Origin of the sequence: Pedobacter terrae, from assembly GCF_900100705.1 — a bacterium.
Taxonomy (GTDB): Bacteria; Bacteroidota; Bacteroidia; order Sphingobacteriales; family Sphingobacteriaceae; genus Pedobacter; species Pedobacter terrae.
Genome location: NZ_FNCH01000009.1, coordinates 1 through 26,160, shown reverse-complemented (window position 1 = coordinate 26,160; position 26,160 = coordinate 1). Strand labels below are relative to the sequence as shown.

Annotated in this window: 20 protein-coding genes; 14 read left to right on the top strand and 6 right to left on the bottom strand. The window is 38.8% G+C overall.

Features of this window, described 5'->3' with window-relative positions:
- Positions 1 to 49 precede the first annotated feature (49 nt).
- Positions 50 to 781 carry a hypothetical protein gene (locus tag BLR60_RS12670; RefSeq protein ID WP_090500368.1) on the bottom strand — a complete coding sequence of 244 codons (732 nt, stop codon included), beginning with the start codon at positions 779 to 781 and terminating at the stop codon, positions 50 to 52.
- Between the two features lie 556 nt (positions 782 to 1,337).
- Between BLR60_RS12670 and BLR60_RS24845 the strand changes: the two genes are divergently transcribed.
- Positions 1,338 to 1,475, top strand: coding sequence for a hypothetical protein (locus BLR60_RS24845; protein WP_167354727.1), 138 nt, complete (start codon positions 1,338 to 1,340; stop codon positions 1,473 to 1,475).
- Between the two features lie 219 nt (positions 1,476 to 1,694).
- Complete coding sequence (locus BLR60_RS12665; RefSeq protein WP_090500366.1) at positions 1,695 to 1,988, top strand: hypothetical protein; 294 nt, start codon at positions 1,695 to 1,697, stop codon at positions 1,986 to 1,988.
- 49 nt (positions 1,989 to 2,037) lie between these two features.
- Here the strand turns inward: BLR60_RS12665 and BLR60_RS12660 are convergent, their stop codons facing one another.
- The 3 genes from BLR60_RS12660 to BLR60_RS12650 all read right to left on the bottom strand — a co-directional run bounded on the left by BLR60_RS12660 (position 2,038) and on the right by BLR60_RS12650 (position 6,268).
- Positions 2,038 to 3,456 carry a glycoside hydrolase family 28 protein gene (locus tag BLR60_RS12660; RefSeq protein ID WP_090500364.1) on the bottom strand — a complete coding sequence of 473 codons (1,419 nt, stop codon included), beginning with the start codon at positions 3,454 to 3,456 and terminating at the stop codon, positions 2,038 to 2,040.
- Positions 3,457 to 3,498: 42 nt separating this feature from the next.
- Positions 3,499 to 5,127, bottom strand: coding sequence for a sodium/sugar symporter (locus tag BLR60_RS12655; RefSeq protein WP_090500362.1), 1,629 nt, complete (start codon positions 5,125 to 5,127; stop codon positions 3,499 to 3,501).
- Between the two features lie 124 nt (positions 5,128 to 5,251).
- A complete protein-coding gene (locus BLR60_RS12650; protein ID WP_244155654.1) occupies positions 5,252 to 6,268 on the bottom strand; it encodes a LacI family DNA-binding transcriptional regulator in 1,017 nt (338 codons plus the stop codon).
- A 474-nt stretch (positions 6,269 to 6,742) separates the two neighbouring features.
- Here BLR60_RS12650 and BLR60_RS12645 point away from each other — a divergent pair, with 474 nt between their 5' ends.
- From BLR60_RS12645 to BLR60_RS12585, 12 genes are all read left to right on the top strand, one after another.
- On the top strand, positions 6,743 to 7,630 hold the full coding sequence (locus BLR60_RS12645) for an inositol oxygenase family protein (RefSeq protein WP_090500357.1): 888 nt from the start codon (positions 6,743 to 6,745) through the stop codon (positions 7,628 to 7,630).
- Between the two features lie 60 nt (positions 7,631 to 7,690).
- Entirely contained in the window at positions 7,691 to 10,732 is a 3,042-nt protein-coding gene (locus BLR60_RS12640) for a SusC/RagA family TonB-linked outer membrane protein (protein WP_208600632.1), read from the top strand.
- A gap of 11 nt (positions 10,733 to 10,743) precedes the next feature.
- Positions 10,744 to 12,342 carry a RagB/SusD family nutrient uptake outer membrane protein gene (locus BLR60_RS12635; RefSeq protein ID WP_090500353.1) on the top strand — a complete coding sequence of 533 codons (1,599 nt, stop codon included), beginning with the start codon at positions 10,744 to 10,746 and terminating at the stop codon, positions 12,340 to 12,342.
- Between the two features lie 98 nt (positions 12,343 to 12,440).
- Positions 12,441 to 13,421 (top strand): purple acid phosphatase family protein, encoded by a 981-nt coding sequence (locus tag BLR60_RS12630; protein ID WP_090500351.1) that lies wholly within the window; start codon positions 12,441 to 12,443, stop codon positions 13,419 to 13,421.
- Between the two features lie 7 nt (positions 13,422 to 13,428).
- Positions 13,429 to 14,655, top strand: coding sequence for an acyltransferase family protein (locus BLR60_RS12625; RefSeq protein ID WP_090500349.1), 1,227 nt, complete (start codon positions 13,429 to 13,431; stop codon positions 14,653 to 14,655).
- 1 nt (position 14,656) lies between these two features.
- Positions 14,657 to 16,879: an alpha-N-acetylglucosaminidase gene (locus BLR60_RS12620; RefSeq protein WP_090500347.1), complete on the top strand. Its 2,223-nt coding sequence runs from the start codon at positions 14,657 to 14,659 to the stop codon at positions 16,877 to 16,879.
- Between the two features lie 63 nt (positions 16,880 to 16,942).
- Positions 16,943 to 19,219, top strand: a complete 2,277-nt coding sequence (locus BLR60_RS12615; RefSeq protein WP_090500345.1) for a GH92 family glycosyl hydrolase — start codon at positions 16,943 to 16,945, stop codon at positions 19,217 to 19,219.
- Positions 19,220 to 19,632: 413 nt separating this feature from the next.
- Positions 19,633 to 19,896 carry a hypothetical protein gene (locus BLR60_RS12605; protein ID WP_143009074.1) on the top strand — a complete coding sequence of 88 codons (264 nt, stop codon included), beginning with the start codon at positions 19,633 to 19,635 and terminating at the stop codon, positions 19,894 to 19,896.
- 50 nt (positions 19,897 to 19,946) lie between these two features.
- Positions 19,947 to 20,501, top strand: coding sequence for a hypothetical protein (locus tag BLR60_RS12600; RefSeq protein ID WP_090500339.1), 555 nt, complete (start codon positions 19,947 to 19,949; stop codon positions 20,499 to 20,501).
- Between the two features lie 331 nt (positions 20,502 to 20,832).
- Positions 20,833 to 23,034 carry a hypothetical protein gene (locus BLR60_RS12595; protein ID WP_090500337.1) on the top strand — a complete coding sequence of 734 codons (2,202 nt, stop codon included), beginning with the start codon at positions 20,833 to 20,835 and terminating at the stop codon, positions 23,032 to 23,034.
- 211 nt (positions 23,035 to 23,245) lie between these two features.
- Positions 23,246 to 23,686, top strand: a complete 441-nt coding sequence (locus BLR60_RS12590) for an Hsp20/alpha crystallin family protein (RefSeq protein WP_090500335.1) — start codon at positions 23,246 to 23,248, stop codon at positions 23,684 to 23,686.
- 17 nt (positions 23,687 to 23,703) lie between these two features.
- Complete coding sequence (locus BLR60_RS12585) at positions 23,704 to 24,084, top strand: hypothetical protein (protein WP_090500333.1); 381 nt, start codon at positions 23,704 to 23,706, stop codon at positions 24,082 to 24,084.
- A 570-nt stretch (positions 24,085 to 24,654) separates the two neighbouring features.
- Here BLR60_RS12585 and BLR60_RS12580 read toward each other — a convergent pair.
- Both BLR60_RS12580 and BLR60_RS12575 read right to left on the bottom strand, forming a co-directional pair.
- Positions 24,655 to 25,065, bottom strand: a complete 411-nt coding sequence (locus BLR60_RS12580; protein WP_090500331.1) for a VOC family protein — start codon at positions 25,063 to 25,065, stop codon at positions 24,655 to 24,657.
- Between the two features lie 50 nt (positions 25,066 to 25,115).
- The gene (locus BLR60_RS12575) at positions 25,116 to 25,835 is read right to left on the bottom strand and encodes a helix-turn-helix transcriptional regulator (protein WP_090500329.1); all 720 of its coding nucleotides are present in this window, start codon (positions 25,833 to 25,835) and stop codon (positions 25,116 to 25,118) included.
- Between the last annotated feature and the right edge of the window lie 325 nt (positions 25,836 to 26,160).

The following is a 26,160-nucleotide window of genomic DNA, read 5'->3' as shown; positions in this document are numbered from 1 at the left end:
TAGCAAACAAGGAGAATTTTATTCAACTTTATTGTATACCTTGATGAACCTAATCAAATATACCTTTAGGACCATTTTTCGAAGAATTTTGACTGCTGGACATCAACGTCAGGTTTGCCATGTTATTATAGGCCGCTGATGCAGAGGCTTTACTGATATGACCATCCTCTTCGGGTGCAGCCGTGCTAAAAATATACTCTTTCCAGTTTTTATTGTGGTCTATACTCACAAAAGGTTCTTTACCTACCCGGTCTTTCTTACGTGGATAGAATTTTCCGTCTTTACATTTGTAAACTTGAACTTTATCCGTTTTACGCTTTTTTGAAATGGTTTTTGACAGTAAATTATCAACTGTTTCATCAGTAAAAGCTGGCCGACTTTTACTATTCCATAATTTGCGCTGAAACGCTTCCCTTAATTCTTCCCTTTTTACATTGGAACGGTATGTAGCATCACTTATACGGCCATCTCTTGCAACCATCCCATCAATTCCTCCATAGAGTTTCTTTTGCCGATCGGTCATTTTGTTAAATGCTGACCTTTTGCTGAGCCGCTCACCAATACTTTTTTCTTCCTCCATGCGCTGGACAATCTTACCAGCAGTTGAGCTATTTATCCGGAGGCTATTGTTAACGGCATGCTGTAACTTTAGCTGCGCAATAGCCGTTGGTCTGTTATTCGCAAAATTTGAAAGGGGCCTAATATTGCTTGCTGATTTAGGTCCAGAATCAGCAGGGGCAGCTGTTTTGTTTTCAGGTGTTTGGTTGGCGTAGCTATTCATGGAGAGGGACAATAGTTTATTAGATTGCAATAGCAATTTAAAATTTTATAAGGATATAATCAAATATTTTTATCAATCGAACCCAACTATGCTAATTTAATTTTGCTTTATTAGCGATTACTACATCAGTTCCGCAAACAGCCGATACCATTTGAGCGGCTTCTATACCCTATCTTTTTTCATACTTTAGACTATGATGTAATCATAACTTTCCGTAGTAATCTATATCCCCGGAAATTTACCATTTACGGCCTGCCTTTACCTCCTTTTAGCATGCTATTTATAATACGGTAATATACCTGCTACGCTTTCAGCGCCAGAACTTAGTTTTAATTATGATCTTGTTGGTACAGCACCAATACTATTACAGGATTTTCATAAATACATTTGAAAGCAATTGCTGTTGCAAATTACGAGCATTGGGTTACAGCAGGTTTACTGTATAAGTTAAGTTAATCCTTAACATTTATGAAACATATAAATTACATTAAAACATTATTCTTGCTTGCACAAAACCAGGCATTTTTTGTTTATTATCAGATTAAAACGCTATAACATGGAAAAAGAGATACAATCTGAAAGAGACATCCAATGCGAATTCCTTAATATTTTTAAATTTATCTGGGCTGCATGTGGCATAGCCCCTTTAGGCGAAACGCCAAACACTTCTGAGCCTGAAAGTGCAAATTCTTAATTAAGGATTGACAATCCAAAACTTGTTAAGCAACGTATATATAATCAATATCCAACTAGTCAATTGGATTGTTTAGCATTAACATTAACTATACAACTATGCCTAACCCCCTATTATCTTTCCATTCTGCCTTGCAATAATACGTTTAATCATTAAATTTGCGGGCCGAACAGACAGTTGCTATTTAAAATAATGTGTGTTCTAATTTAAAAGAATAAAATGGAAGAAAACGATTTTGTTTCGATCTGGCTGGAAGAAACCGGAAATCCTGCAATTGAGCAACTAGCGCAGCTAAACCTTAATGTTGCCCATAAAACCACCTCAATACTTAATGCAAATGGTTCTACAGAAACCGACCTTGCTTCCATATTGGATATTAATCCTGATGAAATTAAAAGATGGCTAAACGGCAGGCACGTTTTCAGTATTAAAACCATTAGCGAAATTAATGCCGCATTGACTGAAATTGCTATAAATACCAAGTTGCAAGCGACAGCTGAACCCATAGCTTAACATAGCCGGGTCGGCCAGGTAAAAACGTAAAGGAAGTATTGGAATTTCTTTACTTCTCTACTGTGGTTTCGCTAAAGTTTACCGTTTTAACCTTTGTCACATTCTTTTTCTCTAAGGCTTTTCCTGCGTAAATGGGTTTATTGGTTCCCCATACAACATTACTATTCATTAGGCTGATGTAACCTGTATTTTCAAAATAAAATCCCGCAACTTTACTTTTAACCAGCCCTTCAACATTGCTTGGCCTGCGATCATATACGCCGCCAGCTTCCGCTGTTGTTTTATCAAGATAAACACTTACCTGGTCAAAATAGATTTCGGAAATTTTATCCGGACTTTCGCCACTGATGTATACACCGCTTTCGCCGGTACACCTGATATTGCTAAAATAAATATTTTTAACCGCACCTACCTTACCTTTGGTCTGGCCCTTTGGTAAACGCCAACCAGCGTCCTTATTATTGCTGGTTGCCCTTGGATAGGCTGTAATATAAATCGGCTCTGCCTTGCCCCACCATACATCTGAGAAAAGTTTCGATTCTATAAACAGGTTAGAGAAAATTACATTCTCTACGGTCCCTTCATCACGGTTTTGGATTCCAATACCGCGGTTGCTCTTTCTGATATTGCAATTATTGATGAGTACATTGCTGATGCGGTCCATATTTTCAGAACCTATTTTAATGGCGCATGAGCTAGACGTCATGGTACAGTTACTGATTACAATATTTTCGCAGGCCCCATATTCTTCAAACTCACGTCTGTTTTTTAAGCAGATACAGTCATCACCCGATTCGATAAAACAATTGGTAATCCGCACATTTTTACTGTGATCCAGGTCAATGCCATCACTATTGCGGATTTTTATGCTGTTTAGCAACGTCATATTCGATATCGAAACATCATTACAACCTACCAAATGAACCGTCCAGTAAGCAGAATTTTGAAACGTTACTCCATCTATATTCAGTTTATTACATCCAATTAGCGTAAGCAAATGTGGTCTTGGATCTACCATATTAAAAGGTTTTAAAACATAAGAGTCGCTCAACTCCTCTCCCATAAACGAAATCCCATTTCCATCAATTACCCCTGTTCCGGTAATACTTACCTGTTCAAGCTTTTCTCCGCCAATCCAAATGGTACCTTCACCCTTATTTTCTCTAAAAGCACTTTTTGTATATAATTTTTCATCAGGGCTGGCCAGGAGTTTTGCACCACCTTCTACCCGTAAATCAACAAAAGACTTTAAATGGAAAGGACCTGCCAGAAATACGCTCCCAGCGGGTATAATGACCTGTCCACCACCTGCGGCCGAACAGGCATCAATGGCATGCTGAATAGCAGCAGCATCATTTGTTTTGCCATCGCCAACTGCACCATAGTTCTTAATATTGTATAATTTATTTTGGGCCATCCCGCTGAAAGAAATCAGCAGTGCAAAAAAAAGTAAAATTCTATTCTTCATTTTCAAATCGTTACAAATAATTCATTTGGTTTAAGTAAACCTCTACCAAAAAACGGTATAAAGTGCTGCAAGAATACCACAGATGATCACTGAGGCAATGGTAAATGCCGGCGTAACTTTAAACATGCTGCTGTCAATTTCAAGTCCCTGTGGATTATCTTTACTTTTCGGATCAGTTAACGTGACCAAAACCATCAACCCTATGATAATCATAAATACCCACGACATTCTGTTTAAAAAAGGAATTGGTTCGATAGCGCCACCGGTTAAAGTAGGCAGAAATTTAAAAAATGTAGATAATGGGATGGTTAACAAAGAAGCGGTAAGTGCCGCGCGTGAAGTGGTCCTTTTCCAGAAGAATCCTAGTAAAAAGATAGCAAAAACACCCGGCGAAATAAAACCGACATATTCCTGAATAAACTGATAAACCTGATCGAAACTGCGCAATGCAGGCGCAATAACGATCGCAATTAGAGAGGCAACCACTACAGACCAGCGACCAACTGAAACCAATCGTGTTTCTGAAGCTTCTGGTTTGATAAACTTTTTATAAATATCTAACGTAAAGATGGTGGCAATGCTATTACATTTTCCGGCTAGTGAGGCTACAATAGCAGCGGTAAGCGCAGCAAAAGCCAATCCTTTTATTCCTGCTGGCAATAAATTCATGAGAACCGGGTAAGCATGATCGGGTTTAACCGTTCCGGCTGCATCAAGCATTTCGGAATGGAAATAACCACGTTGATAAAGGACGTAGGCCGCAATCCCCGGGATGACGACAATTACCGGAATAAGTAATTTCAAAAACGCGGCAAATATTAGTCCATTACGTCCGGTTTTCAAATCCGCACCTAGAGCCCTTTGCACAATATATTGGTTACAACCCCAGTAATTTAAATTATTGATCCACAAACCACCTACTAGTACGGCAATGCCAGGTAATTCGTTGTAAAATTTATCTCCTTTTGCAAATATCATATGAAAATGATCAGCTGCTTCACTGCGTAACAAAGGAAGGGAAGCCAAAACACTTGGTGCATCTAATTTCTCTGCCACAAGTTTAAGTGCCATGTAACAGGTAATCAGTCCACCGGCCACTAAAACAAAAACCTGTATCACATCCGTATAACCAATTACTTTCATACCGCCAAGGGTTATAATGGCAGAAAAAATAGCCAGAAAAATGATGCATATGTTAAATGGAATGCCCGTAATCGTTTCAATGGCGATGGCCCCGAGAAAGAAAATAGAAGTTAAGTTTACAAATACATAAACCAGTAACCAAAAAACAGCCATTAAAGTACTTACCGTATTATTATAACGGTTAGACAAAAACTGTGGCATGGTGTAAATTTTATTCTTAATGTAAATAGGCAAAAAGAATATGGCTACAATAATGAGCGTGGCAGCAGCCATCCATTCGTAACTGGCAATAGCAAGGCCCATAGCAAAACCCGAACCCGACATACCAATAAAATGTTCTGCAGATATGTTAGAAGCAATGATGGAAGCACCAATTGCCCACCAGGTAAGCGAACCTTCTGCCAGAAAATAATCTTTAGTATCCGTACGTTTTTTTTTCTTGCTCCGGTAAACCCAATATCCATATGCCGAGACAATTACAAAATACATTAAAAAAATAACATAATCGAATGCAGACAAGTGATTCATAAGGATTTTTTACATTTGGTTTTTTTAAAAGTCAGAAAAAATCCCAATGTTGATGGTTTAATTTGATTATTTAATTACGTAAACGTTTTCGCGTGCATGTAAGCGATAATTTAGGTTTATGCGGTTAACAGCCTGTAGATTCGCGTTTGGTGAGAACCGATTTCAGTATAATATTCTGTTCATCATCCAGTTGTTTATTGTTAAGGATTTTGAACAGACATTTTGCCGCTTCACGCCCAATTTCGAAGGCTGGCTGTGAAATTGTGGTAAGCGAAGGGCTTAAGAGTTTGGCTGTGCTTAGATTAGAAAAACTGAGTATTTTAACCTCATTCGGAATCTGTAAACCCATTTCCCTGCAAGCACAATAAGCTGGGATGATAAACTCCTCAATAGAAGAAAAAAGTGCATCTGGTTTGTATTTCCCTAGTAGTTCTTTTATCTGCTGCAGATTAAATTCCTCATTATCCTGATATTTAACAATCAGTTGCTCGGAAACGGCTATACCATGTGCTTTTAGTGCATCGCAATAACCGGCAAACCTGGCTTTACCCGCCGGAAGGTTTTCTAGCCCGAATAAATAGGCTATTTTAGTACAGCCACACTCAATTAAATGTTCGGTGGCCTCAAAAGCAATTTCATAATCATCGGTAGTTACTTTAACCGCATCGAGATCTTCGTACACCCGATCGAAAAAGACCAGGGGAATTTTCTTGACCAGATTCGCATAATATTCACTATTGTATTCACTACTTGATACAGAAGTAAGAATACCATCTACCCGCCCGTTTAACAAACTGTTGGTAAATGCTTTTTCTGCTTCAATATTTTCATGTGTTTGATAAATGAGTACATGGTAACCATATTGCCTGGCAATTTCTTCGATTCCCATGATGGATAAGGAGAAAAAATTATTGGCTACGCAGGGTATCACTACGGCTATCGTTTTGGTTTTGTTGCTGCGAAGGTTACTTGCTGCCGGATTTGGGGTATAATTCAGTTCCTTGGCCAAGTTCCACACCCTGTTTTTGGTTTTTAAACTGATTTCATAACTATCATTGAGCGCCTTAGAAACAGTTGCAATAGAAATATTTAATTCCTGCGCCAACCGCTTAATATTAACTGCTTCCCCCATGTTCTTCATTTTGTTTTGTTAGTTTTTAAGGTTGTGAAGACCTTACCCCAAAAATTGTGATGGCAGACCTCTTCCCTTTTTTCCATCAGCAGCGCTTTCTAAAATAGCAGACTCAACGATTATCCGATATAACCGTTGAAGTGGATGTTTTAAATAAGTTAGCCGATTGACCACCAAATATCATTTCCTGATGGAATAGATATCTGACAGCGAACGAAAATATAAAATAATCGCAACATCAGCTTTCTTTTTTTCGGTTAGTTACTTCACATGCACGCAAACATAAAACTGTCATCAAAAAGTTTAAAAAATCTCAACTAATTAAATTTAAGCACTTTAATTCATTTTTTTCAATTCAAAATAAGATTTTACGTAATCGTTTAAGTAAATAAAATTGGTAAAACATAAAATTTTAAGCTTTCAAAAACTCAACTTTAACCCAATAACCAACAAAAATTTTCATACCAATCAATTTCTAGCCTTATGAGAGACCAAAGTTCATCAGCAAAGGATAATCAAAATCCGTTGCAAAATCTTGATCAATGGGAAGAAGATATCTTAACCCGTTACCCAGATCCCAAAAACATTAATGCTGATAAAAAAGAAGAACAGTTCAGAAATTATGATGAGACAGAAAAGGATAGTGTAAAAGAATTTTACAGGTTAAACCACACCTACCAAACATACGATTTTGTAAAGCAGAAAAAGGCTGAATACTTAAAGTTCGACAAACAAGAGATGCCCATCTGGAGTGCATTCGATTTTTTAAATAAATTAGTAGATGATTCTGATCCTGACACCGATTTAGACCAGATGCAGCACCTGTTGCAAACATCTGAGGCCATCAGAAACGACGGCCACCCCGATTGGATGGTATTGGTAGGCTTAATCCACGACATGGGTAAAGTACTTTGTTTATTCGGCGAACCACAATGGGCTGTTGTGGGCGATACCTTCCCGGTAGGTTGTGCATATTCTGATAAAATTGTTTATCCGGAATTTTTCAGTCAGAATCCAGATTATAACCATGAAATTTATCAAACCAAATTAGGGCTTTATACTCAAAATTGCGGGCTAGATCATGTAGATATGTCTTGGGGCCATGATGAGTATGTGTACCACATGATGAAACCCTACCTGCCAGAACCAGGACTATACATGCTCCGTTACCATTCTTTTTATTCGCAGCACAGGGAAAATGCATACGACCACCTGATGAACGAAAAAGACCATGAAATGTTCAAGTGGGTTAACCTGTTCAATCCCTATGATTTATATTCTAAAAACCCCAACCAGAAAAGCTGGGCAGAACTAGAACCTTATTATAAAGCGCTGGTGGCTAAATATTTACCAGCCACTATTAAATTTTAAACTCTATCTCCAAACATTGATAACCAAATAACAATTTATGAATCTAATTTTACAAAAATCATGAGATTTAAAAGTACACGCTTAAAGTATAGTGGCCTATTTATGCTGCTTTTACTTATCAGCCAGGTGTTCAACAATGCCTACGCCCAAACTGAACGGAAAATTACCGGAAATTTAGTGGACGATGCCAAGCTGCCTATTGTAGGTGCTTCGGTTACTGTTAAGGGAACTACAAAGGTTACCTCAACTGGTGCCGGCGGAGCTTTCAGTATCTCCGCAAAAACAGGAGATAAAATTGTCTTCAGTTTTTTAGGCTATCAAACAAAAGAGCTTACCGTAACCAATGCATCCACTTACCAGGTCGTGATTAACGAGGCGGCTTCATCACTTACAGATGTTGTCGTAGTAGGTTACGGAAAAAGCTCAAGAAAGGCATTAACCAGTTCCATCTCTACAGTTAAAGGCGATGATCTGAATAAAGGTGCCATTAGTGATGTTGGCCAGATGTTACAAGGTAAAGTACCAGGATTGAACATCACCAGAAGTGGAGACCCAAACAGGAACGCAGCGATTATTATGCGTGGTGCATCTACTCTGCGTGATGGTGCACAATCGCCGCTTTTTGTAATTGATGGTGTTGTTGGTGCAGATATTTCGATTCTGGCACCAGATGATATTGCTTCAATTGATGTGTTAAAAGATGCTGCTGCTGCTTCAATTTATGGTAACAGGGCGGCGAATGGTGTAATTATGGTAACTACCAAAAAAGGTGTTACCGGGCAAACGCAAATCTCTTACAATGGTTATTTTGGTATAGAAAACGTATCTAACCGATATGATATGATGGATGCTGACCAACTAAAAGCATTCCTTGCAAAAAACAATTATGCTTTAACTCCAGCAAATGATAAAGGCGCTAATACCAACTGGCAAGATGAGGTACAGCGCAGTAATGCCTTATCTCAAAATCATAACATTTCATTGAGTGGTGGAACTGAAAAAACGACCTACAATGCCAGTTTAAATTATTTTAAACAAGATGGTATTATTAAATCCAGTGATTTGGATAGATTTATCGGTCGCATTGGTCTTGAGCAAAAAGCATTAAACGATAAGTTAAAGATTGGATTAAACATTAGTAATTCGGTTACCAATTCAAATCTGGTACCTTACCGCAACACGGTATTATCACAAATGCTCACTTATCTACCAACAGCGCCGGTAAAAAATCCGGATGGATCTTATTTCGATAACTTAATCCAGAGCAGTTACTATAATCCGGTTTCGATGATTGATAATGGTAAAGAAAACGTAAAGAGTAAAAATATTCTAGGAAACTTAACCGTTAACTTAAAATTACCGTTCGGCTTCTCTTACGATGTTTCAGCATCATACCAAAATACCCAAAATATTTATGGCGCATTTTATAACAGCATTTATACTTCCAGATATAATAATGTGAGGAATACTCCTGAGCCACCTGCAACACCTACCTTCGCAACCTTAACGGGTAAAGATGGTTTGGCTATAAGAAATGCTTACCAAAACACGAATAAAATCGTAGAAACTTACTTAACATGGAATAAGAAATTTGGCGATCACGATATCAACGCAGTAGTTGGTTATTCTTATCAACAATCGTTAAACAACGATGGTTTTCAAACCAGTTCTACCAACTTTCCTATTAATCAGGTAGGTTACAATAATTTAAGTTTGGGAAATCCTTACGCCATAACTGATTTCAGGGTTGATTATAACCCAGGTACAACTTATCAGGAAATTTTACTGATTTCTGATTTTGCCAGGGTAAATTATAATTACAAAAACAAATACCTTGTACAAGGATCGATCAGAAGAGATGGGTCAAACGTATTCGGTACTAACGAAAAATGGGGTTACTTTCCGTCAATAGGTGCTGCATGGAACATTGATCAGGAAAATTTCTTCAAAAACATCAGCCTGATTAAAACCTTAAAGTTGAGAGGTAGTTACGGTATTGCAGGTAACTCGCTTGGTTTTGCCCCGTTGACTACTAAACTAATCTACGGTCAGGTTGGACAATTTTATTACAACGGTGCACCAAGAGAAGGTGCATACGGCGCGATTCAAAATGAAAACCCGGATTTAAGATGGGAAAAAACAGCTACAACCAATATCGGTTTAGATTTCGGCATGTTGAACGGCAGATTATCAGGATCTGTGGACGTGTACGACAAAAAAACCACTGACCTTATTTTATCATTTGGTGTAGACCCCAACTTATATCCTGCAGGTACTTATACGGCAAATGTGGGTAGTTTAAGCAACAAAGGTATTGAGTTTGTTTTAAACGGTACGCCGGTACTTACCGATAACTTTAGCTGGACTACAGGTTTTAACTTGGCTCATAATAAGAACAAAATCATTTCGCTATCAGATGATCCTAGATTTAATATTGAAGACCGGTTAAGCGTTTCTCCTGATGGAGCCGGACAAAGTGGTGCGACAGTACAAATACTTAGTCCTGGCAAAGCAATTGGAACTTTCTACACTTTTAAATATGCGGGTAAAAATGCAAATGGGGTGTCACAGTATTATGATGCAGCTGGCAACCTTACAACCACTCCAACTAATAAAACAGACTACTATGTTCTTGGAGATGCACAGCCAAAAGTATTGCTAGGATGGTCAAATAACATCAGATACAAAAACTTTGATTTAAGTGTGTTCATGAGAGCTACTTTAGGCCTTAAGATTATGAACGTTACCCGTGCAGATTTGTTCCGCCCCAGTACTGCACAATTTACCAATATACCGGTAGAGGTAGAAAATGAATCAACAACTGACTTTAATGCCCCTAAATACTCAAGCAGGTTTTTGGAAAATGGCAGCTATCTACGTTTAGATAATGCTACACTTGGCTATACTTTCAAAAAAGGACTTATTCCTGGTGTAAATTCTCTTCGGTTATACACTACAGCGAACAACCTTTTTGTAATTACCGGTTATAAAGGAATAGACCCGGAAATTAACCAGGGCGGTACTGCTCCAGGTGTAGATACCAATAACTTTTATCCTAAAACCAGAACATTTTTATTCGGGTTAAACGTATCATTTAATTAAAAATTAAGAAGATGAAAAATCTTATCAAATATATCGCGGGAACAGCTTTATCGCTAGGCGTATTGACTTCCTGCCATAAACTGGATTTGAAAGTGGAAACACAATTAACTCCGGAAACATTCCCACAAACCGAGCAACATTATATTCAACTTACCGGCCAGGTTTACGTTCAGTTGCGTCAAAACTGGAGTACGGATTATTTTTTCATGCAGTCATTAAGTACTGATGAAGCCATCATGCCTGCCCGTGGTGGTAACTGGTACGATGGTGGCGTATTTGAAAACCACCATAAGCATACCTGGACGAAAGATAACGGACATGTGGGTAGTGGCTGGGGCTGGCTTTCGGGAACAATCAGTAAGGCAAATCAAAGTTTGTTCTTATTGAAAGATGCACCTGAATCTCCTGCAAAAACAGCTGCAGTAGCCGAACTAAGGGCTACAAGAGCATTGGCGTTTTTCCTAATGATGGATTTATGGGGAAACATACCTGTTGTAACCAGTTTTGGCCAAACCACTCCACCAGAAACCAAAACAAGAGCAGAAGTATTCAATTTTATTGAAGCTGAACTTAAGGAAGTATTACCAAACCTAAGTAGCGCAACAGGTGCTGCAACTTATGGTCGCCCTAATAAATACACCGCTTATGCTATTTTGGCAAAAATGTATATCAATGCCGAAGTTTATATTGGTACCGCTAAATACAACGAGGCGGTAGCTGCTTGCGATGCTATTATTGCTGCACCAGGTTCACCTTACAGCTTAGAAAGCGATTATAGAAAAATGTTTTTTATTGATAACGGACCTCAGATTAAAGAATTCATTTTCGCCATTCCTTTCGACCCAGGTTTTAGCAATGGTACCATGATTTATTCCCGTTACTCATTACCCCGCTCTTTACAGCAAAAATATAGCTTAAAGTTTACGCCAAGTGCACCAATGAGCACCATGCCAGAATACTACGCTAATTTTAATGATCCTAATGATAAAAGAAATGCACAATGGATTAAAGGATTACAGACTTATTACGATGGTAAACCAGTTACTGTAGCCACTACAAAAAAAGGTTATGATCAGTTTTACGCCGGTTCGGACGGTTCAGCTCCCATTACTTATCAGGTTGATATCACGCCAACGGTTACACTTAGAGATGCAGCAAGACCTTTTGATGCAGGAAACGATGAAATTGCCTGGAATATGGGATACAGAAATAATAAATTTTACTGCGATAGTACCTCATCCAGCAGAAATCAAAATAATGATGTGCCCGTTTTTAGGTATTCAGATATCCTCTTGATGAAAGCGGAAGCAATCCTTCGTGGAGCTACACCTACGCAAGGCCAAACCGCTTTATCATTAGTCAATCAATTAAGAGCAGTTCGCACGACTTCACCAGCCTGGACTTCCGTTACGCTGGAAGATTTATACAAAGAGCGTTGCAGAGAGTTCTCCTGGGAATGCTGGCACCGTAACGACATGATCCGTTTTGGCAAGTATGAAGGCACATGGGGCTTTAAAACAGATGCACAGCTTTTCCATCGGTTAATGCCTATTCCGGCCTCGGCGCTAATTCTCAATCCAAAATTGAAACAAAACCCAGGCTACAATTAAATTTAGCTTTAAAAAAATAAAATTTCTCCAGACCGATCGTCTGGAGAAATTTCTATTTTAACACTTCATTATCTTTCTTTGCAACTATATTTAAAACGATGATCAAACGACTACTTTTCTTTATTCCGCTTCTCTCTATCGGTACGCTTTATGCCCAAGTCATTACTAAAAACCAAACTGAAGCTGTTGCTGCCAGTAAAACTTTGGTCAAAGATCCTGGTGCATTACAGTTTCTTGCGTTAGGAGATTGGGGCCGAAATGGCGCTGATCACCAGAAACCAGTTGCCAAACAAATGGGCATTACCGCCGCTGATGTTAAAGCTCAGTTTATCATTTCTACCGGCGATAACTTCTACCCTAGTGGTGTAATCAGTCCGCAGGATCCATCATTTAAGTACTCTTTTGAAGATATATACACCGACTTTTCTTTACAGTGGGATTGGTATGTGGTATTAGGAAACCATGATTATAAATCCAATCCTGATGCGCAGGTAGCCTATTCGAAAATAAGCAGAAGATGGAAAATGCCCGCCCGTTATTATTCAAAAAAGTTTGCCATTAACGGCGATGTAAATAATCAGGTATTGATAGCCTTTATTGATACAAATCCGCTGATCCCAGAGTTTAATAAAAACGCAGAATACGGACCAAACGTTAAGGGACAAGACACCACTGGCCAGAAAAAGTGGCTGGTTAAAACCCTTGCAGATCAGGATCCTTCAATTAAATGGAAAATTGTTGTAGGTCATCACCCTATGTTTACAGGTGGTAGCCGTACAGATGGATATGATACCAAAGCAATCAGAAGCACATTAAAACCCATACTAGATAAATATGGTGTTGATGTTTATTTAACGGGTCACGAACACAGTTTACAATATCTTAAGCCAGCAGGTAAAACCCATCATTTTATTTCCGGAAGTGCATCAGAAAAAACACCTGTTAAGCTGATACCAGAAGCACAAATGGTTGCATCAGAATATGGCTTTATGCTATTTTCGGTAAACAAAGACCAGTTACGCGTACAGGTAATTAATGAGGAAGGTGAGGTTATTTATAATACTTTAATCAAGAAGTAAGCCTTTAATGATAGCTATTGAAACAAAAAATATTGACGAAAAGGTAGAAAAGCCCAAAAGATTAATTTCGCTGGATGCTTTACGCGGTTTCGACATGTTCTGGATCGTAAGTGGGGAGGGAATATTCCACGGCCTTGCCACCGGAATCATGAACAGGCATGCTTTAAAAAGAAACCCGGTTGACTGGACCATTGCTACAAATGATAGCTTATCTTTCTTTGAAAAATTTTTTATCGGGATAAGCAATCAACTGCATCATTCTCCATGGAATGGTTTTACTTTTTATGATCTGATCTTTCCTTTGTTCATATTTATCTCCGGAGTATCCATGCCTTACTCCTATCAGAAATACTTTGCTGAAAGAGAGAAAAACAAACATTCATCATTAAAAATATATTTTCCGCTACTCAAAAGAACCCTCATTCTCATCATTTTAGGCTTCATCGTCAACGGACTATTAAAATGGAACGGATATGAAAATACTCGTTTTGCCAGTGTATTGGGCCGGATAGCTTTATCCACTTTTTTTGCGGCCATTATCTATTTAAATTGTTCGTTTCGGGGAATGATTTTTTGGTTTGCAGCAATCCTAATCGGATATGATTTGTTGATGGTATTTGTGCCTGTCCCGCATTTCGGACCCGGAGTTTTTACGCCAGAAGGAAATCTGTCGGCTTATTTTGACAGACTATTTCTACCAGGTAAACTTCATCGAACCATTTACGATCCTGAAGGACTATTAAGTACCATACCCGCCATATGTTCGGCAATGCTTGGCATTTTTGCGGGAGCTTTTATCAAATCAACCAGTTTTAACTTTACAACAAACCAGAAAGTAGTTGCTTTAATCAGCAGCGGATTGCTGAGCATTGGACTTGGTTTGTTATGGAACTTCATTTTTCCGATTAATAAAACCATGTGGACCAGCTCGTTCGTTTTATTTGCCGGAGGCTGGAGCATAATATTGTTCACCTTATTTTACTATATTATCGATGTCCGCTCATTTTCCAGCTGGAGTATCCCGTTTGTATGGATGGGCACAAACAGTATTCTTATTTATGTTTGTGCACACGGACTTTTCAACTTCGAATCATCATCCACTTTCTTGTTTGGTGGTTTAATAAACCTCATCCCTCCCCTATGGCATGAAGCCGCTTTATGGACGGGAGTATTATTGATTCAACTGTTTTTATTAAAGTTCTTCTACGATAAAAGGTGGTTCCTAAAAATTTGATATGAAATTAAAATTATACTTTTCAGTTGCACTCGTTTCCCTGTTCTTTAACAGGGCACTTGCTCAGGATTTTTTAAATACTTCAAACCAACTCATAGAACGGGTATTACCCAAACACGGAAAGTCATTTTCAACAGAAAAACTTTCTGATGTTAAGGGAAAAGATGTTTTCGAGATAGAATCCAAAAACAACCAAATCATTCTTCGCGGAAACAATGGAGTTGCATTAGCATCTGCTTTTTATCACTACTTAACAGAATATGCGCATTGCCAAATCACCTGGAATGGCACTAACCTGAATGTTCCGCAAACGTTACCCAAGCTTGAAAAAAAAGTGAGGAAAGAAACACCTTATGAATATCGGTATTATCTTAATTATTGTACGTTTAATTACAGCATGAGCTGGTGGGATTGGGCGCGTTGGGAAAAGGAAATAGACTGGATGGCATTACATGGTATTAACATGCCTCTTGCCATTACCGGCGAAGAATATACCTGGTACCTGCTGTATAAAGAAATGGGCTTTTCGGATGATGAACTTAAAGGTTTTTTTACCGGCCCGGCTTATTTCTCGTGGTTTTGGATGGGTAATATTGATGGCTGGGGTGGCCCGCTTCCGGTAAGCTGGATGAAAAGCCATTTCGAATTACAAAAGAAAATTTTGAACCGTGAAAGAGCCTTAGGCATGAAACCCGTACTTCCGGCATTTACAGGCCATGTACCCGCGGCCTTTAAAAATAAATTTCCGAACGCTAAACTTAAAGCCACCAACTGGACAAATGGTTTTGCAGATACTTATATACTTGATTCGGAAGATCCAATGTTTGCCGAGATCGGAAAGAAGTTTTTACAAAAGCAAACTGAAATGCTTGGTACAGACCATTTATATTCTGCTGATACCTTTAATGAAAACGAGCCACCATCTTCGGAACCTGAATTTTTGAGTAAGTTAAGCGCCAGAATTTATGATGGCATGTCGCAAGCTGATCCTAAAGCGGTTTGGGTAATGCAAGGCTGGTTATTTTACAGCGATAGAAAATTCTGGAAAGAGGCACAAACTGAAGCTTTGTTAAAGGCGGTTCCAAACGATAAGATGATTTTATTGGATTTAGCTACAGAAATTGAACCTGTTTGGAAACGTACCGAAGGTTTTTATGGAAAGCCATGGATTTGGAATATGCTGAACAACTTTGGTGGAAACACCAATTTATTTGGAAGAATGGATGTGGTAGCGACAGCACCTGCACAGGCTTTAAAAGATCCGAAAAGCGGTAAAATGAATGGTATTGGTTTAACTATGGAAGGCATAGAACAGAATCCGGTCATGTACGAGTTGATGATGGAAAATGTTTGGCGTTCTACACCAATAGACCTGGAAACCTGGTTACCTCAATACGTTTTTAACCGTTACGGTAAAAAAAATGCAAACTCGTTAAAAGCCTGGAAAACACTTAGAAAAACCGTTTATAGTGTACCTGCTGATAAATACGTTAGAGATGGTGCCGAGTCTATCATACAAGGTCGGCCAACATTAGATTCTATGACTCGCTGGGCCAGAACTACATTAAATTATAATGAACGCGATTTATTACCCGCCTGGGATGAACTCATTAACGCAGCAGCAGATTGCAGGCAAAGTGATGGTTACCAATATGACCTTATTGATGTGACCAGACAAGTACTGGCCAATTATGCGCTTCCATTACAAAGAAAAGCTGTAGAAGCCTATCGAAATAAAAACCTAAAAGCTTTCCAAACGGCAAGCAAAGCGTTTATCACTTTGATCGGAGACATGGACAAATTATTGGCTACGCGAAAAGATTTCATGCTTGGTCCTTGGGTAAATGATGCCCGTAAACAGGGAAACAATGAACAGGAAAAAGCTTTGTATGAAATGAATGCAAAGGATTTAATTACTTTATGGGGTGATGCCAAAAATCCTTTAAATGAGTATGCGTGCAGGCAATGGAGCGGACTGATGAATGATTTTTATAAACCAAGATGGGAAATGTTTTTTAGCCGACTGGAACAGTCTATTTCAAATAAAACTGAGCTCGACATCACTAAATTTAACGATGAAGTAAGCAAATGGGAATGGAAATGGGTAAATCAAAGAAAAGATTATGCCTTAACTCCAGTAGGAAATCCGGTTAATACGGCAACTGATTTGCATAAAAAATATCGTAAAATTATTGGCGAAGCCCATCAGCCTAAGAAACCATAAAAAAAGCTATAATAACCATATTGAAGTTTAATAAATAAATTCCATAACCATATAAAAAACAAAATGCAAAAAAACGCAAATAACAAACTGTTTCTTAGGGTTTTATTATTAGCATTTTGTTTTTATAATGGATTAATCATTCATGCTTATGCACAAAGCAACACATTTATCAAATACGTGCAGCCATTTTCAGGCACATCCGCCAGTACCACACTCGCCAGTCAGCATATAGAAGATAAAACAGAAAGGCTGGCTAATACCATACCCGCGGTGTCGCCACCTTTTAGCATGACCCAGTGGACCCCACAAACCCAGCTTTCTGAAAAAAAATGCCTGGCCCCCTATTACTATAACAATAAGAAATTTTATGGCATCAGGGCCAGTCACTGGATCAGCGGTTCGTGTACACAAGATTATGGCAGCTTTACCATTATGCCAATCTCTGGAAAACTGAAAACCAGCGCTACAGATTATGCTGCAGATTATACTCATGCTGGTGAGGTTGCCACCCCCTCTTATTATAAAACCAGTTTACCAGGCTATAACCTCCTTACTGAGGCTACCGCAACGTTGCGTTGTGGCCTGATCAAAGTTACAGCATTAAAGGCAGATAGTGTTTACTTATTAATTACCCCAAATAGCGACCAGGCCAAAGGCTATATCAAAATTGACCGCCAAAAAGGTGAAATTTCCGGTTACAATCCTGTCCATCGCATTTATCAGGGATGGGGACAGCCTGCTGGCTTTAGCGGCTATTTTTTTATCCGCATAAGCAAAGTTTTTACAAAAAGTGGCGTATTTAACGGTGCCAGTGTTTCCGCAGATCAATCCATCAAAAACCGGAAAGATGTAGGTACATATCTGGGTTTTAAGCTACAAAAAGGAGAAAGCATTAGTATTTATGCCGGTACTTCCTTCACCAGTATAGCAGCAGCAAAACTTAACCTCGAAACCGAAATCAACGGCGCTGTTTTAACAGCGATTGTGTCTAAAACAAATCAGCTTTGGGAGCGGTCGCTTGGGCAGATTAAGGTTAATGACCCTGGCGAAAAAAATAAGCGGATTTTCTACACTGCACTTTACCATGCGCAACAGCACCCACGGTTATTTAATGATGTAGATGGTGGATACCCTCAGTTTGCAGGCAATTACATCAAAAAAAAATTAAAAAAGGGCAATTATTATGATGATTTTTCGATGTGGGATATTTACCGGGCCCAATTGCCACTTGTAGAACTCTTAAAACCCGATCTGGCCAACGATTTTGCAAATTCATTGGTTCTGAAAGGACAACAAGGTGGTTGGCTTCCTATTTTTCCCTGCTGGAATAATTATACTGCAGCCATGATTGGCGACCATGCTACTGCTTTTTTAGCCTCGGCTTATAACAAAGGTATTCGCGATTACGATGTAAAGGAAGCCTATAGATTGATGCGCCAAAATGCATTTCAAATGCCCGATTCGGCTCAGTACCTCAACGGTAAAGGTCGCCGGGGCATTGATAGTTACCTTAAATATGGTTATATCCCGATGGAGGATAGTATTCCTGATGCTTTTCATAAAAGAGAACAAGTGAGCAGAACCCTTGAGTATGCCTACGATGATTATGCTTTAGCCACTGTAGCGAAAGACCTGGGTAAAGAGTCGGATTATAAGCAACTGATGAAAAGGGCTTTAAACTATAAAAATGTATTCGATCAACAGGAAGGAATGGTTAGGGGCAGGTTTGCAGATAGCAGCTGGTACACACCTTTTTATCCTGATCACCGCGAACTCTATATTACGGAAGGAACCCCAAGGCAATACACCTTTTACGTTCCACACGATATCCCCGGACTGATTAAGCTGATGGGTGGCGAAAAAAAACTCGAGAACGAACTCGATTCGCTATTTGCTAAAAAGGAGTACTGGCATGGTAATGAACCTGGTCATCAGATTCCTTTTCTGTATAATTATACCTATTCGCCATGGAAAACGCAACTGCAGGTATCGCGCATTCTGGCAGAAGAATACAGTGAAGGTGCCGGCGGTTTAAGTGGTAATGATGATGCCGGGCAAATGTCAGCCTGGTATGTATTCGCTGCGCTGGGTTTTTATCCGGTAGATCCCGTTTCGGGAAATTACCAACTTACCAGTCCCTTATTTAAACAGGCGGTAATATCTTTTCACAATGGCAAAAAATTAACCATAACAACCATCAGAAGAAGTAAAAAATCTATTTACAGTTCTAAAGTCACTTTAAATGGAAAAAGTTTAACCAAAAATCAAGTTACACATCAATCTTTGGTTCATGGCGGAGAATTGATCTTCTACTTGCAAGATGAGCCGATTAAGCCGTAGATAAAAGATTAATCTTAATAGAACCTCACTTATTTATACGCTAATAAAGCAACACTATATTAAACTTTAAATAAGATCAGGATCATTAGTAGGACACTAAGTATCAGGATAAAAATGATCATGCTTACAGGAAAGTTACTTTTACCCGGCCCATCGCCGTTTTTATCTGATGTATCTGATTTTTTCTTTCCAAGATTCATTGTTAGTGCCATATCAGCTAGGTTCGACTGTATATATGCCAAAAAGATTAATACAGCAGAAAGTTTATCTTCTCCATTACCAAAGCTGTCAATATTTAACAAACAAACAACAACCTGATAACCTTAAGGAAACACGGCTTACCTAATTTACAAATACGCTTGTTTACCGTCAGAAAATGGGTAAACATTAATGTTTTAGTAAAACATCAGGTTATGAAACATCAGGTCCGAACAATTCCAGGAAAACTGGTAGATTTTGATTACAACAGATACAGGTTACCCACTTTTGTAATGCAGTTTAAACCCTCCGTCTATCAGGATGGCGATTGCTTTTATGCCGTATTATCTTTTGAAGAGGAGCATGACGTTTCGGGCCTCGGTACCTCACCTGAAGATGCATTGATAGACTGGAACGACAAGGTATGCGAAATGCTTGCCCTATCAGGCCCTTTAAGAACATCCTTTAGTACTAAATGAAAATAAATTGCTACAAAAGCGGCATTTAATCATTAACTACATCTCTGCTGATGAATCTCAATATATCTACCGGGCTGGCATTTCATCAAGATTATGGCGATCAGCCGAACTTTCTTGGTAATTGCCATTTCGAAATCAAAAGGCCATGCGATTGTACGATTATCCAGCTTCATCAATTCTATTTATTATTAAGAAAGGGAAATAAAGTTTTACCTGTTGATCTGCCCTTGAAAATTTTCAATGCAGCGTTCCTGGCTTTCTGCTACAACGGCAAAAAACTGGTCGGTATTTCGGCCATTAAAAGGCCAACGCCATCTTACCTACAAGAAGTATATAATAAAGCTGGGATTATTACTGAAATATATAAACCATTTTTAGAGATCGGTTATTCATTCACTCAAGAATCAGTTCGTAAAAACGGAATTGGTACCACATTAAAACAGCTGTTGCTTAAAAAAATTAATCATCATCGTGGTATTATCTTTTCTACTACGGCTACTGTTAGCAGTCAGCGATTTCTGATAGCCAATGGTTTCCAGGCAAAAGGCAATCCTTATCAGGGCGTCTTTGATAATAACATCATTTATTTTGAACGCACTCAGTAATGTTAATTTACCATTCATTTGCTGATTTAAGCTCCTAACTACTATTTTAGAATAGATCCCTTACTGGTCTACTTTTCAGATTACAATGATGAATACCACGGTCACTGCGACATCATGATTACAATTGTTTAGTGACGATCAAAAAGTAACCGTCAAAACCATCGCCCCATTCAGCTTGTTTATTGGATATCAACCCAAAAATTTAACACTGAATTTCATTAATTCTTTGTAGATGAATTAAAGTTGTGCTAACCATTTTTTTGTCTTTCTGATCGTCATGATGATAAGCTAAGTGATAGGATTGACCAATTAAAACATTAACCTTAAATCTATGAAAGGAATATCTCCTTGGGCCATTAATGCAATGGACCGGTTCAGGGGCAACTATACTGAACATGATCAAACAACTATCCAAAAATTAAACTTTAAGATCATAGATACAGGCGATTCTTTATGGATAAAGCTTGAAAAGAAAAATTGTGAACCTATATTTTTCCGTACCTGTTTTTCTCCCGGTGGAAACTTAGAAAACCTGAAAATCAGGCAGTCAGCAGATCAGATTCATTTTACGGCATCCACCACCATGGGCGAGTTCAAAATCAAGATTTCTATTGAGGAGGATGATTTTGCCATTTTGAAATACAGCTGCACATTAAAGCTTCGGGAAGCGACAACAATTCCATTCTGGCCGAGGGATATCCTAACCATCGGCAGTCTTTCAAGTCCTCAAAAGGATATGGGGGATATCCGGCATAGTCAGGTAGGAAACCGTACTGGCCTTTTGTACGTGGATTTTCCTGAACGCTCTTTAAGAATGTTATATTTCCAGAATCTGACCAGTTTATGTCCGTATGCGGAGCAAACGGGAACTTCCCTAGGGGATGTAGTTGGTGGAGAGGTTCCGGAAGTTGGGCTTGCACTTCCACCCTCACCTACCCAGGAACTGGCTAAGGGAACCGAAATTCAGCTCAGCGATGCATTGGTCTGCTTTAAAGAATACAAAAAAAGTAAGGATAATCTCAGCAGGGATTATCTTGATATGCTCGCCTCCATTTACACCAGAATTGAAAAACCTGAAACAAGTTATAAAAACTGGCCCGAAATATTGGAGAAAGGCATGAAAGACCTGATTGAAAGCCCGGGGTGCTGGTCGCAACTTGATGGACATCGCTATTTCAATGCCTATGTTAGCGATTATGAAACGCCACCCGAAATTATGGTCCAACTGGCTGTTCTTTTGCCACTGCAGGATTATGTAGAATGGAGTGGCAAAAGCCTTGATGTAATAAAAACCATAAAAGAAGGTCTGCCATCGTTTTATAATCAAAAATTAAAGACCTTAATGCGCTGGCACCCCGCTGCAGAGTCGAAATTGAAAGGAGATGAAGAACAGAAAATACCTATGGTTATGGATTCCTGGTACCTTCATCACCCCATGCTCAACCTTTCCAGATTGGCCCTAAAAGGCGATAAGGTTGCCAAAGATTTATTTCTTGATTCACTTGGTTTTGTGATCAAAGTTGCAAAAAAATTCCATTACGATTGGCCCGTTTTTTATAAAATGGATACGCTGGAAATTATCAAGGCAGAGACCAAGCCCGGCGAAGGTGGAGAAAAAGACGTGCCCGGACTCTATGCACATGTCATGTTACAGGCCTTTGAGCTTACCAAAAACAACAAATATCTCCTGGAAGCAGAAAAGGCTGCAAATAAACTGGTCAAAATCGGATTCAAACTTATGTACCAGGCCAATAACACAGCCTTTTCCGCAGGCGCCCTATTAAGGCTATACAAGCTAACAGGCAAAAAAAAATATCTCGAACTTAGTTATACCTGTCTCGCTTCAATCTTCCAGAATGTGCAGCTATGGGATTGTAACTATGGATTTGGAAAACATTTTCCAACCTTTTTTTCGCTTTTTCCGCTTATAGACGCACCATACACAGCGGCTTACGAAGAGCAGGAAGTTTTTTGCGCATTTCATGATTACCTCGACCATGCCGCTGGTGTTGAAATCCCCGACAGTGTTAGATTATTATGTGCTGAGTATACCCGGTTTTTGATTAACAGGGCGGCTTACTATTACCCACCGATGCTTCCTCCTGAAATGCTTTCAGATGAGGTAAAAATGGGCGAAGTAGATCGGAAACTTTGGATTGCACTGGAAGACCTGCATGACGGAACGGAACAGAGCGCCACCGTTGGCCAGGAAGTATACGGAGCGGGCAATGCCTTTGGTATATTGCCTCGCCAATACATTAGAATTAATGGCGAATCTTTTTTAATATTTTGCGATGCGCCCATACATGGCATCAGAAAAAGCAAAGGTAAAATTACATTTTCACTGCAGGGCCACCAGAGCACATTGGCAAGATTAAGGATTACCGCCAACGGAACACAGAAAATAAACCCAAAGCTAAAATTTACCATCTCTCCCGGAAAATTAGAAACGGTAAAGAATGGAATGCAAGATTTAGAATGTTTTGTACAAGCCGATCAGCGAATCATTATTTCCTGGGAAAAGAGCCATTAGCACAGGCAAAAACTGAAAAAAATTCAGCATTAGCACTGAAAATTTTTCATAAAAAGTGAAAATTTTTCAGTAAAAACAGTTGAAATTCACTCAGAAATGCATTGGCACAGCGCTTGATAAACTTGAAATGTAACCTTTGGAAAAAGGTTAAAGCGTTAAATTAATTGATTTATAGTCCATTTATTATTAAAACATTAAAAGGAGAAAAACTATGACATTGGTTAAATTCAATCCAGAAAAAAAGAACAGTTCATTATTGCCAGGCTTTAATGACATCTTTGAATCCGTATTAGGTGATACCTTTTTTACTGATCGTCGCTTAAGCAGCGTACCAGCAGTTAACATTTCTGAAACGAATGAAGAGTACCACATCGAACTGGCTGCGCCTGGATTAAAAAAAGACGATTTCAAAGTATCCATTGAAAAGGATATGCTGACCATTTCTACCGCTCAGCATACCGAAAACAATAACGAAGGCAAAACCTATAACAGAAGGGAATATAGTTACTCAGCATTTACCAGAGCATTTACCCTTCCGGAGAGTGCAGACGTTGAGCGTATCCAGGCCGCTTATACAGATGGCATACTTCATCTTAACATTCCAAAAAAGGAAGAAGCCAAAGCGGTCACCAGACAGATCGAAATACAATAATTCCAAAGTGCCGCTAAATGCGGCACTTTTTATTTGATCATGTACCCAAATCCATTAAAAAATACGACAGTTTAGCTATGGAAACCCGTTTCATCATCAACATCAGCCTTCAGGGACCAGCTGGAAAAATCACATACGGTAAATTTTCTCTTGGCAATGATAAAAAAGAAGCCAGCGAAATTTTCTCCCAGTTAAAAGGTAGTGCAGAAGAAACACCAGGATGTTCATTAAAAATAGAATTTGTGGAAGAAATGATGGAACTGCCCATTCTTACTGGCGCCATAAATTGTAACCTGGAGGAGCTAAAAGAAAATATTGCCATTATTTCAAAAGAAATATTCCGAATTGCTCATTTAGAGAATGGAAATATAGATGGGGAATACGGGTTGAGTCTGTAAAGGGAAGTTAAATTTTACTCACGCTGAACCCGTATCAGGGTCGTTCTTACAGGATAGATCTCTATGTTATACTACGTTTCAGTCGAGATGATGATTTCTGCATGAACACTCCAAATGGTAGAACATAGCATCTGGAAATTTTTCGGCAATATCATCACCCTGAACTGGTTTCAGGATCTTTCTTGAAGGACAGATCTCTCCGTTACACTACGTTTCAGTCGAGATGACGATTTCTACATGAAAATTCCAAATGGTAGAACTTAGCATCTGGAAATCTTCGGCAATACCGTCAACCTAACTCGCATCAGGTACCTCCTTACAGGATAGATCTCTCCGTTACACTACGTTTCAGTCGAGATGACGATTTCTACATGAAAATTCCAAATGGTAGAACATAGCATCTAGAAATTTTTCGGCAATATCATCACCCTGAACTGGTTTCAGGGTCTCTCTTGCAGGACAAATCTTTCTCTTAAACTACGTTTTAGTTGAGATGACGATGCTTACATGAAAAATCAAATGGTAGAGCTTAGCATCTGTAAATTTTCGGCAATATCGTCAACCCTGACCCTAAATTTTACCCTCAAATTTCTTGATTGCATCTGTGCTCACCGGAGTAAAAAAATTAACCAGATTCCCATCAGGGTCACGGAACAACAGAGAACGGTTCCCCCAAGGCATGGTTGTTGGCTTTTGTACTAAAAAGTCGCCCAGAAAATCAGATTGTTCTTCGTAAATCCTGTCCACATTATCTGTAATAAATTCAATAATTGCGGTGCGGTTTTGAGCTGCCATGGCGACCTCTGCTCCTCCAAAAAACTGCAATGTTCTTGTACTTCCAATAGCAAGTGTTGCATTTTTCGTTTGGATCTCTGCAAAGTCTTCCGTATAACAGATACCCTTCAGTTGAGTGATCTGCTCATAAAATTCCATTAATTTACTTACATCATTGGTAATAATTCTGATTGAAACGAGATTCATAATTTGTCTTTTAATTTATTTTAGACAAATTTCAGAAAGCTAAATGACAGCTATTTGTCAGGGGTATAATTTTTTTGTTTTTGTTCCAGATAAGAAGCAAGTGTAATCTGATGCGGCGAGAATGTTTCATCGCTCATCGTCAATGAATGGATTCGATCCAGCCGGAACATTCTAAAATCATTTCTTAAGCGGCAAAAAGCAATCACCAACCAACTTTCTTCCAAACTGTAATAAAAGGCGAACGGTTCTATTTCTCTTTCTATTATTTTTTTTTGATTGCCACTTTCATAACTGATCTTCAACACTTTAAAATCTGTTAGTGCTGTCTGGATTTGCGTAAGTGAGTTGCTAGAGTTTTGCGTCGCAAATGCCGGGCTTATTGCTATACGCTTTGATAAAAGCGCTACTTTTTCTTTTGTACCTACCCGTAAAACCGCCTTAATCTTATCGAGGGCTGTATTATATTCTTTGATTAAAGAGGTATCTCTTGTTTTATGGATGAGATGCTCAATGGTGATCAAGGTATTTGCTTCACGCTCGGTAAACATCACGGGCGGTAACTTGTAACCTTCCATTAAGCTGTATCCCTTTCCTTCTTCCGTGTAAACAGGGATGCCTGCAAGTTCCAGCGTTTTTAAGTCCCTGTAAATGGTGCGTACACTTACTGAAAATTTAGCGGCTAGTTCACTCGCTGTTACCAGTTTTTTTCCTTGCAAGCTTGTCAATATTGCAGTTAACCTCGATATTCTGGTAGCATCGTAAAATTTCATCTCTAAAGCTTATGTTGCGAAATTAAGAAAACTCCAGTAGAATTATGGTTATCATACTGCTTAGAGAAGCTTTTGATCTATTAAAATACTTCACCCTGAATTTGCTACAGTGTCTTTCACGCAGGATGGATTTCACCTCTGCGTGTTACTTCTGTCGAGATGACGATTTTTACGTTGAGTCTTTCCAGTGTTAGAAGTTAGTAGCTAAAAATCTATCAAGAATGCGTCATCCTGATCCGATAGCTCCTATGTTTACAAATGTTTAATTTAGTAAGCATAAAGTGAAAAGGATCGAGAGTAGACCGATGGCAAAATAACTCATGAA

Excerpts from the sequence above, each read along its gene's own strand:
- BLR60_RS12670 (WP_090500368.1), bottom strand. The coding sequence starts at position 781 with ATGAATAGCTACGCCAACCAAACACCTGAAAACAAAACAGCTGCCCCT.
- BLR60_RS24845 (WP_167354727.1), top strand. The coding sequence starts at position 1,338 with ATGGAAAAAGAGATACAATCTGAAAGAGACATCCAATGCGAATTCCTT.
- BLR60_RS12665 (WP_090500366.1), top strand. The coding sequence starts at position 1,695 with ATGGAAGAAAACGATTTTGTTTCGATCTGGCTGGAAGAAACCGGAAAT.
- BLR60_RS12660 (WP_090500364.1), bottom strand. The coding sequence starts at position 3,456 with ATGAAGAATAGAATTTTACTTTTTTTTGCACTGCTGATTTCTTTCAGC.
- BLR60_RS12655 (WP_090500362.1), bottom strand. The coding sequence starts at position 5,127 with ATGAATCACTTGTCTGCATTCGATTATGTTATTTTTTTAATGTATTTT.
- BLR60_RS12650 (WP_244155654.1), bottom strand. The coding sequence starts at position 6,268 with ATGAAGAACATGGGGGAAGCAGTTAATATTAAGCGGTTGGCGCAGGAA.
- BLR60_RS12645 (WP_090500357.1), top strand. The coding sequence starts at position 6,743 with ATGAGAGACCAAAGTTCATCAGCAAAGGATAATCAAAATCCGTTGCAA.
- BLR60_RS12640 (WP_208600632.1), top strand. The coding sequence starts at position 7,691 with ATGAGATTTAAAAGTACACGCTTAAAGTATAGTGGCCTATTTATGCTG.
- BLR60_RS12635 (WP_090500353.1), top strand. The coding sequence starts at position 10,744 with ATGAAAAATCTTATCAAATATATCGCGGGAACAGCTTTATCGCTAGGC.
- BLR60_RS12630 (WP_090500351.1), top strand. The coding sequence starts at position 12,441 with ATGATCAAACGACTACTTTTCTTTATTCCGCTTCTCTCTATCGGTACG.
- BLR60_RS12625 (WP_090500349.1), top strand. The coding sequence starts at position 13,429 with ATGATAGCTATTGAAACAAAAAATATTGACGAAAAGGTAGAAAAGCCC.
- BLR60_RS12620 (WP_090500347.1), top strand. The coding sequence starts at position 14,657 with ATGAAATTAAAATTATACTTTTCAGTTGCACTCGTTTCCCTGTTCTTT.
- BLR60_RS12615 (WP_090500345.1), top strand. The coding sequence starts at position 16,943 with ATGCAAAAAAACGCAAATAACAAACTGTTTCTTAGGGTTTTATTATTA.
- BLR60_RS12605 (WP_143009074.1), top strand. The coding sequence starts at position 19,633 with ATGAAACATCAGGTCCGAACAATTCCAGGAAAACTGGTAGATTTTGAT.
- BLR60_RS12600 (WP_090500339.1), top strand. The coding sequence starts at position 19,947 with ATGAATCTCAATATATCTACCGGGCTGGCATTTCATCAAGATTATGGC.
- BLR60_RS12595 (WP_090500337.1), top strand. The coding sequence starts at position 20,833 with ATGAAAGGAATATCTCCTTGGGCCATTAATGCAATGGACCGGTTCAGG.
- BLR60_RS12590 (WP_090500335.1), top strand. The coding sequence starts at position 23,246 with ATGACATTGGTTAAATTCAATCCAGAAAAAAAGAACAGTTCATTATTG.
- BLR60_RS12585 (WP_090500333.1), top strand. The coding sequence starts at position 23,704 with ATGCGGCACTTTTTATTTGATCATGTACCCAAATCCATTAAAAAATAC.
- BLR60_RS12580 (WP_090500331.1), bottom strand. The coding sequence starts at position 25,065 with ATGAATCTCGTTTCAATCAGAATTATTACCAATGATGTAAGTAAATTA.
- BLR60_RS12575 (WP_090500329.1), bottom strand. The coding sequence starts at position 25,835 with ATGAAATTTTACGATGCTACCAGAATATCGAGGTTAACTGCAATATTG.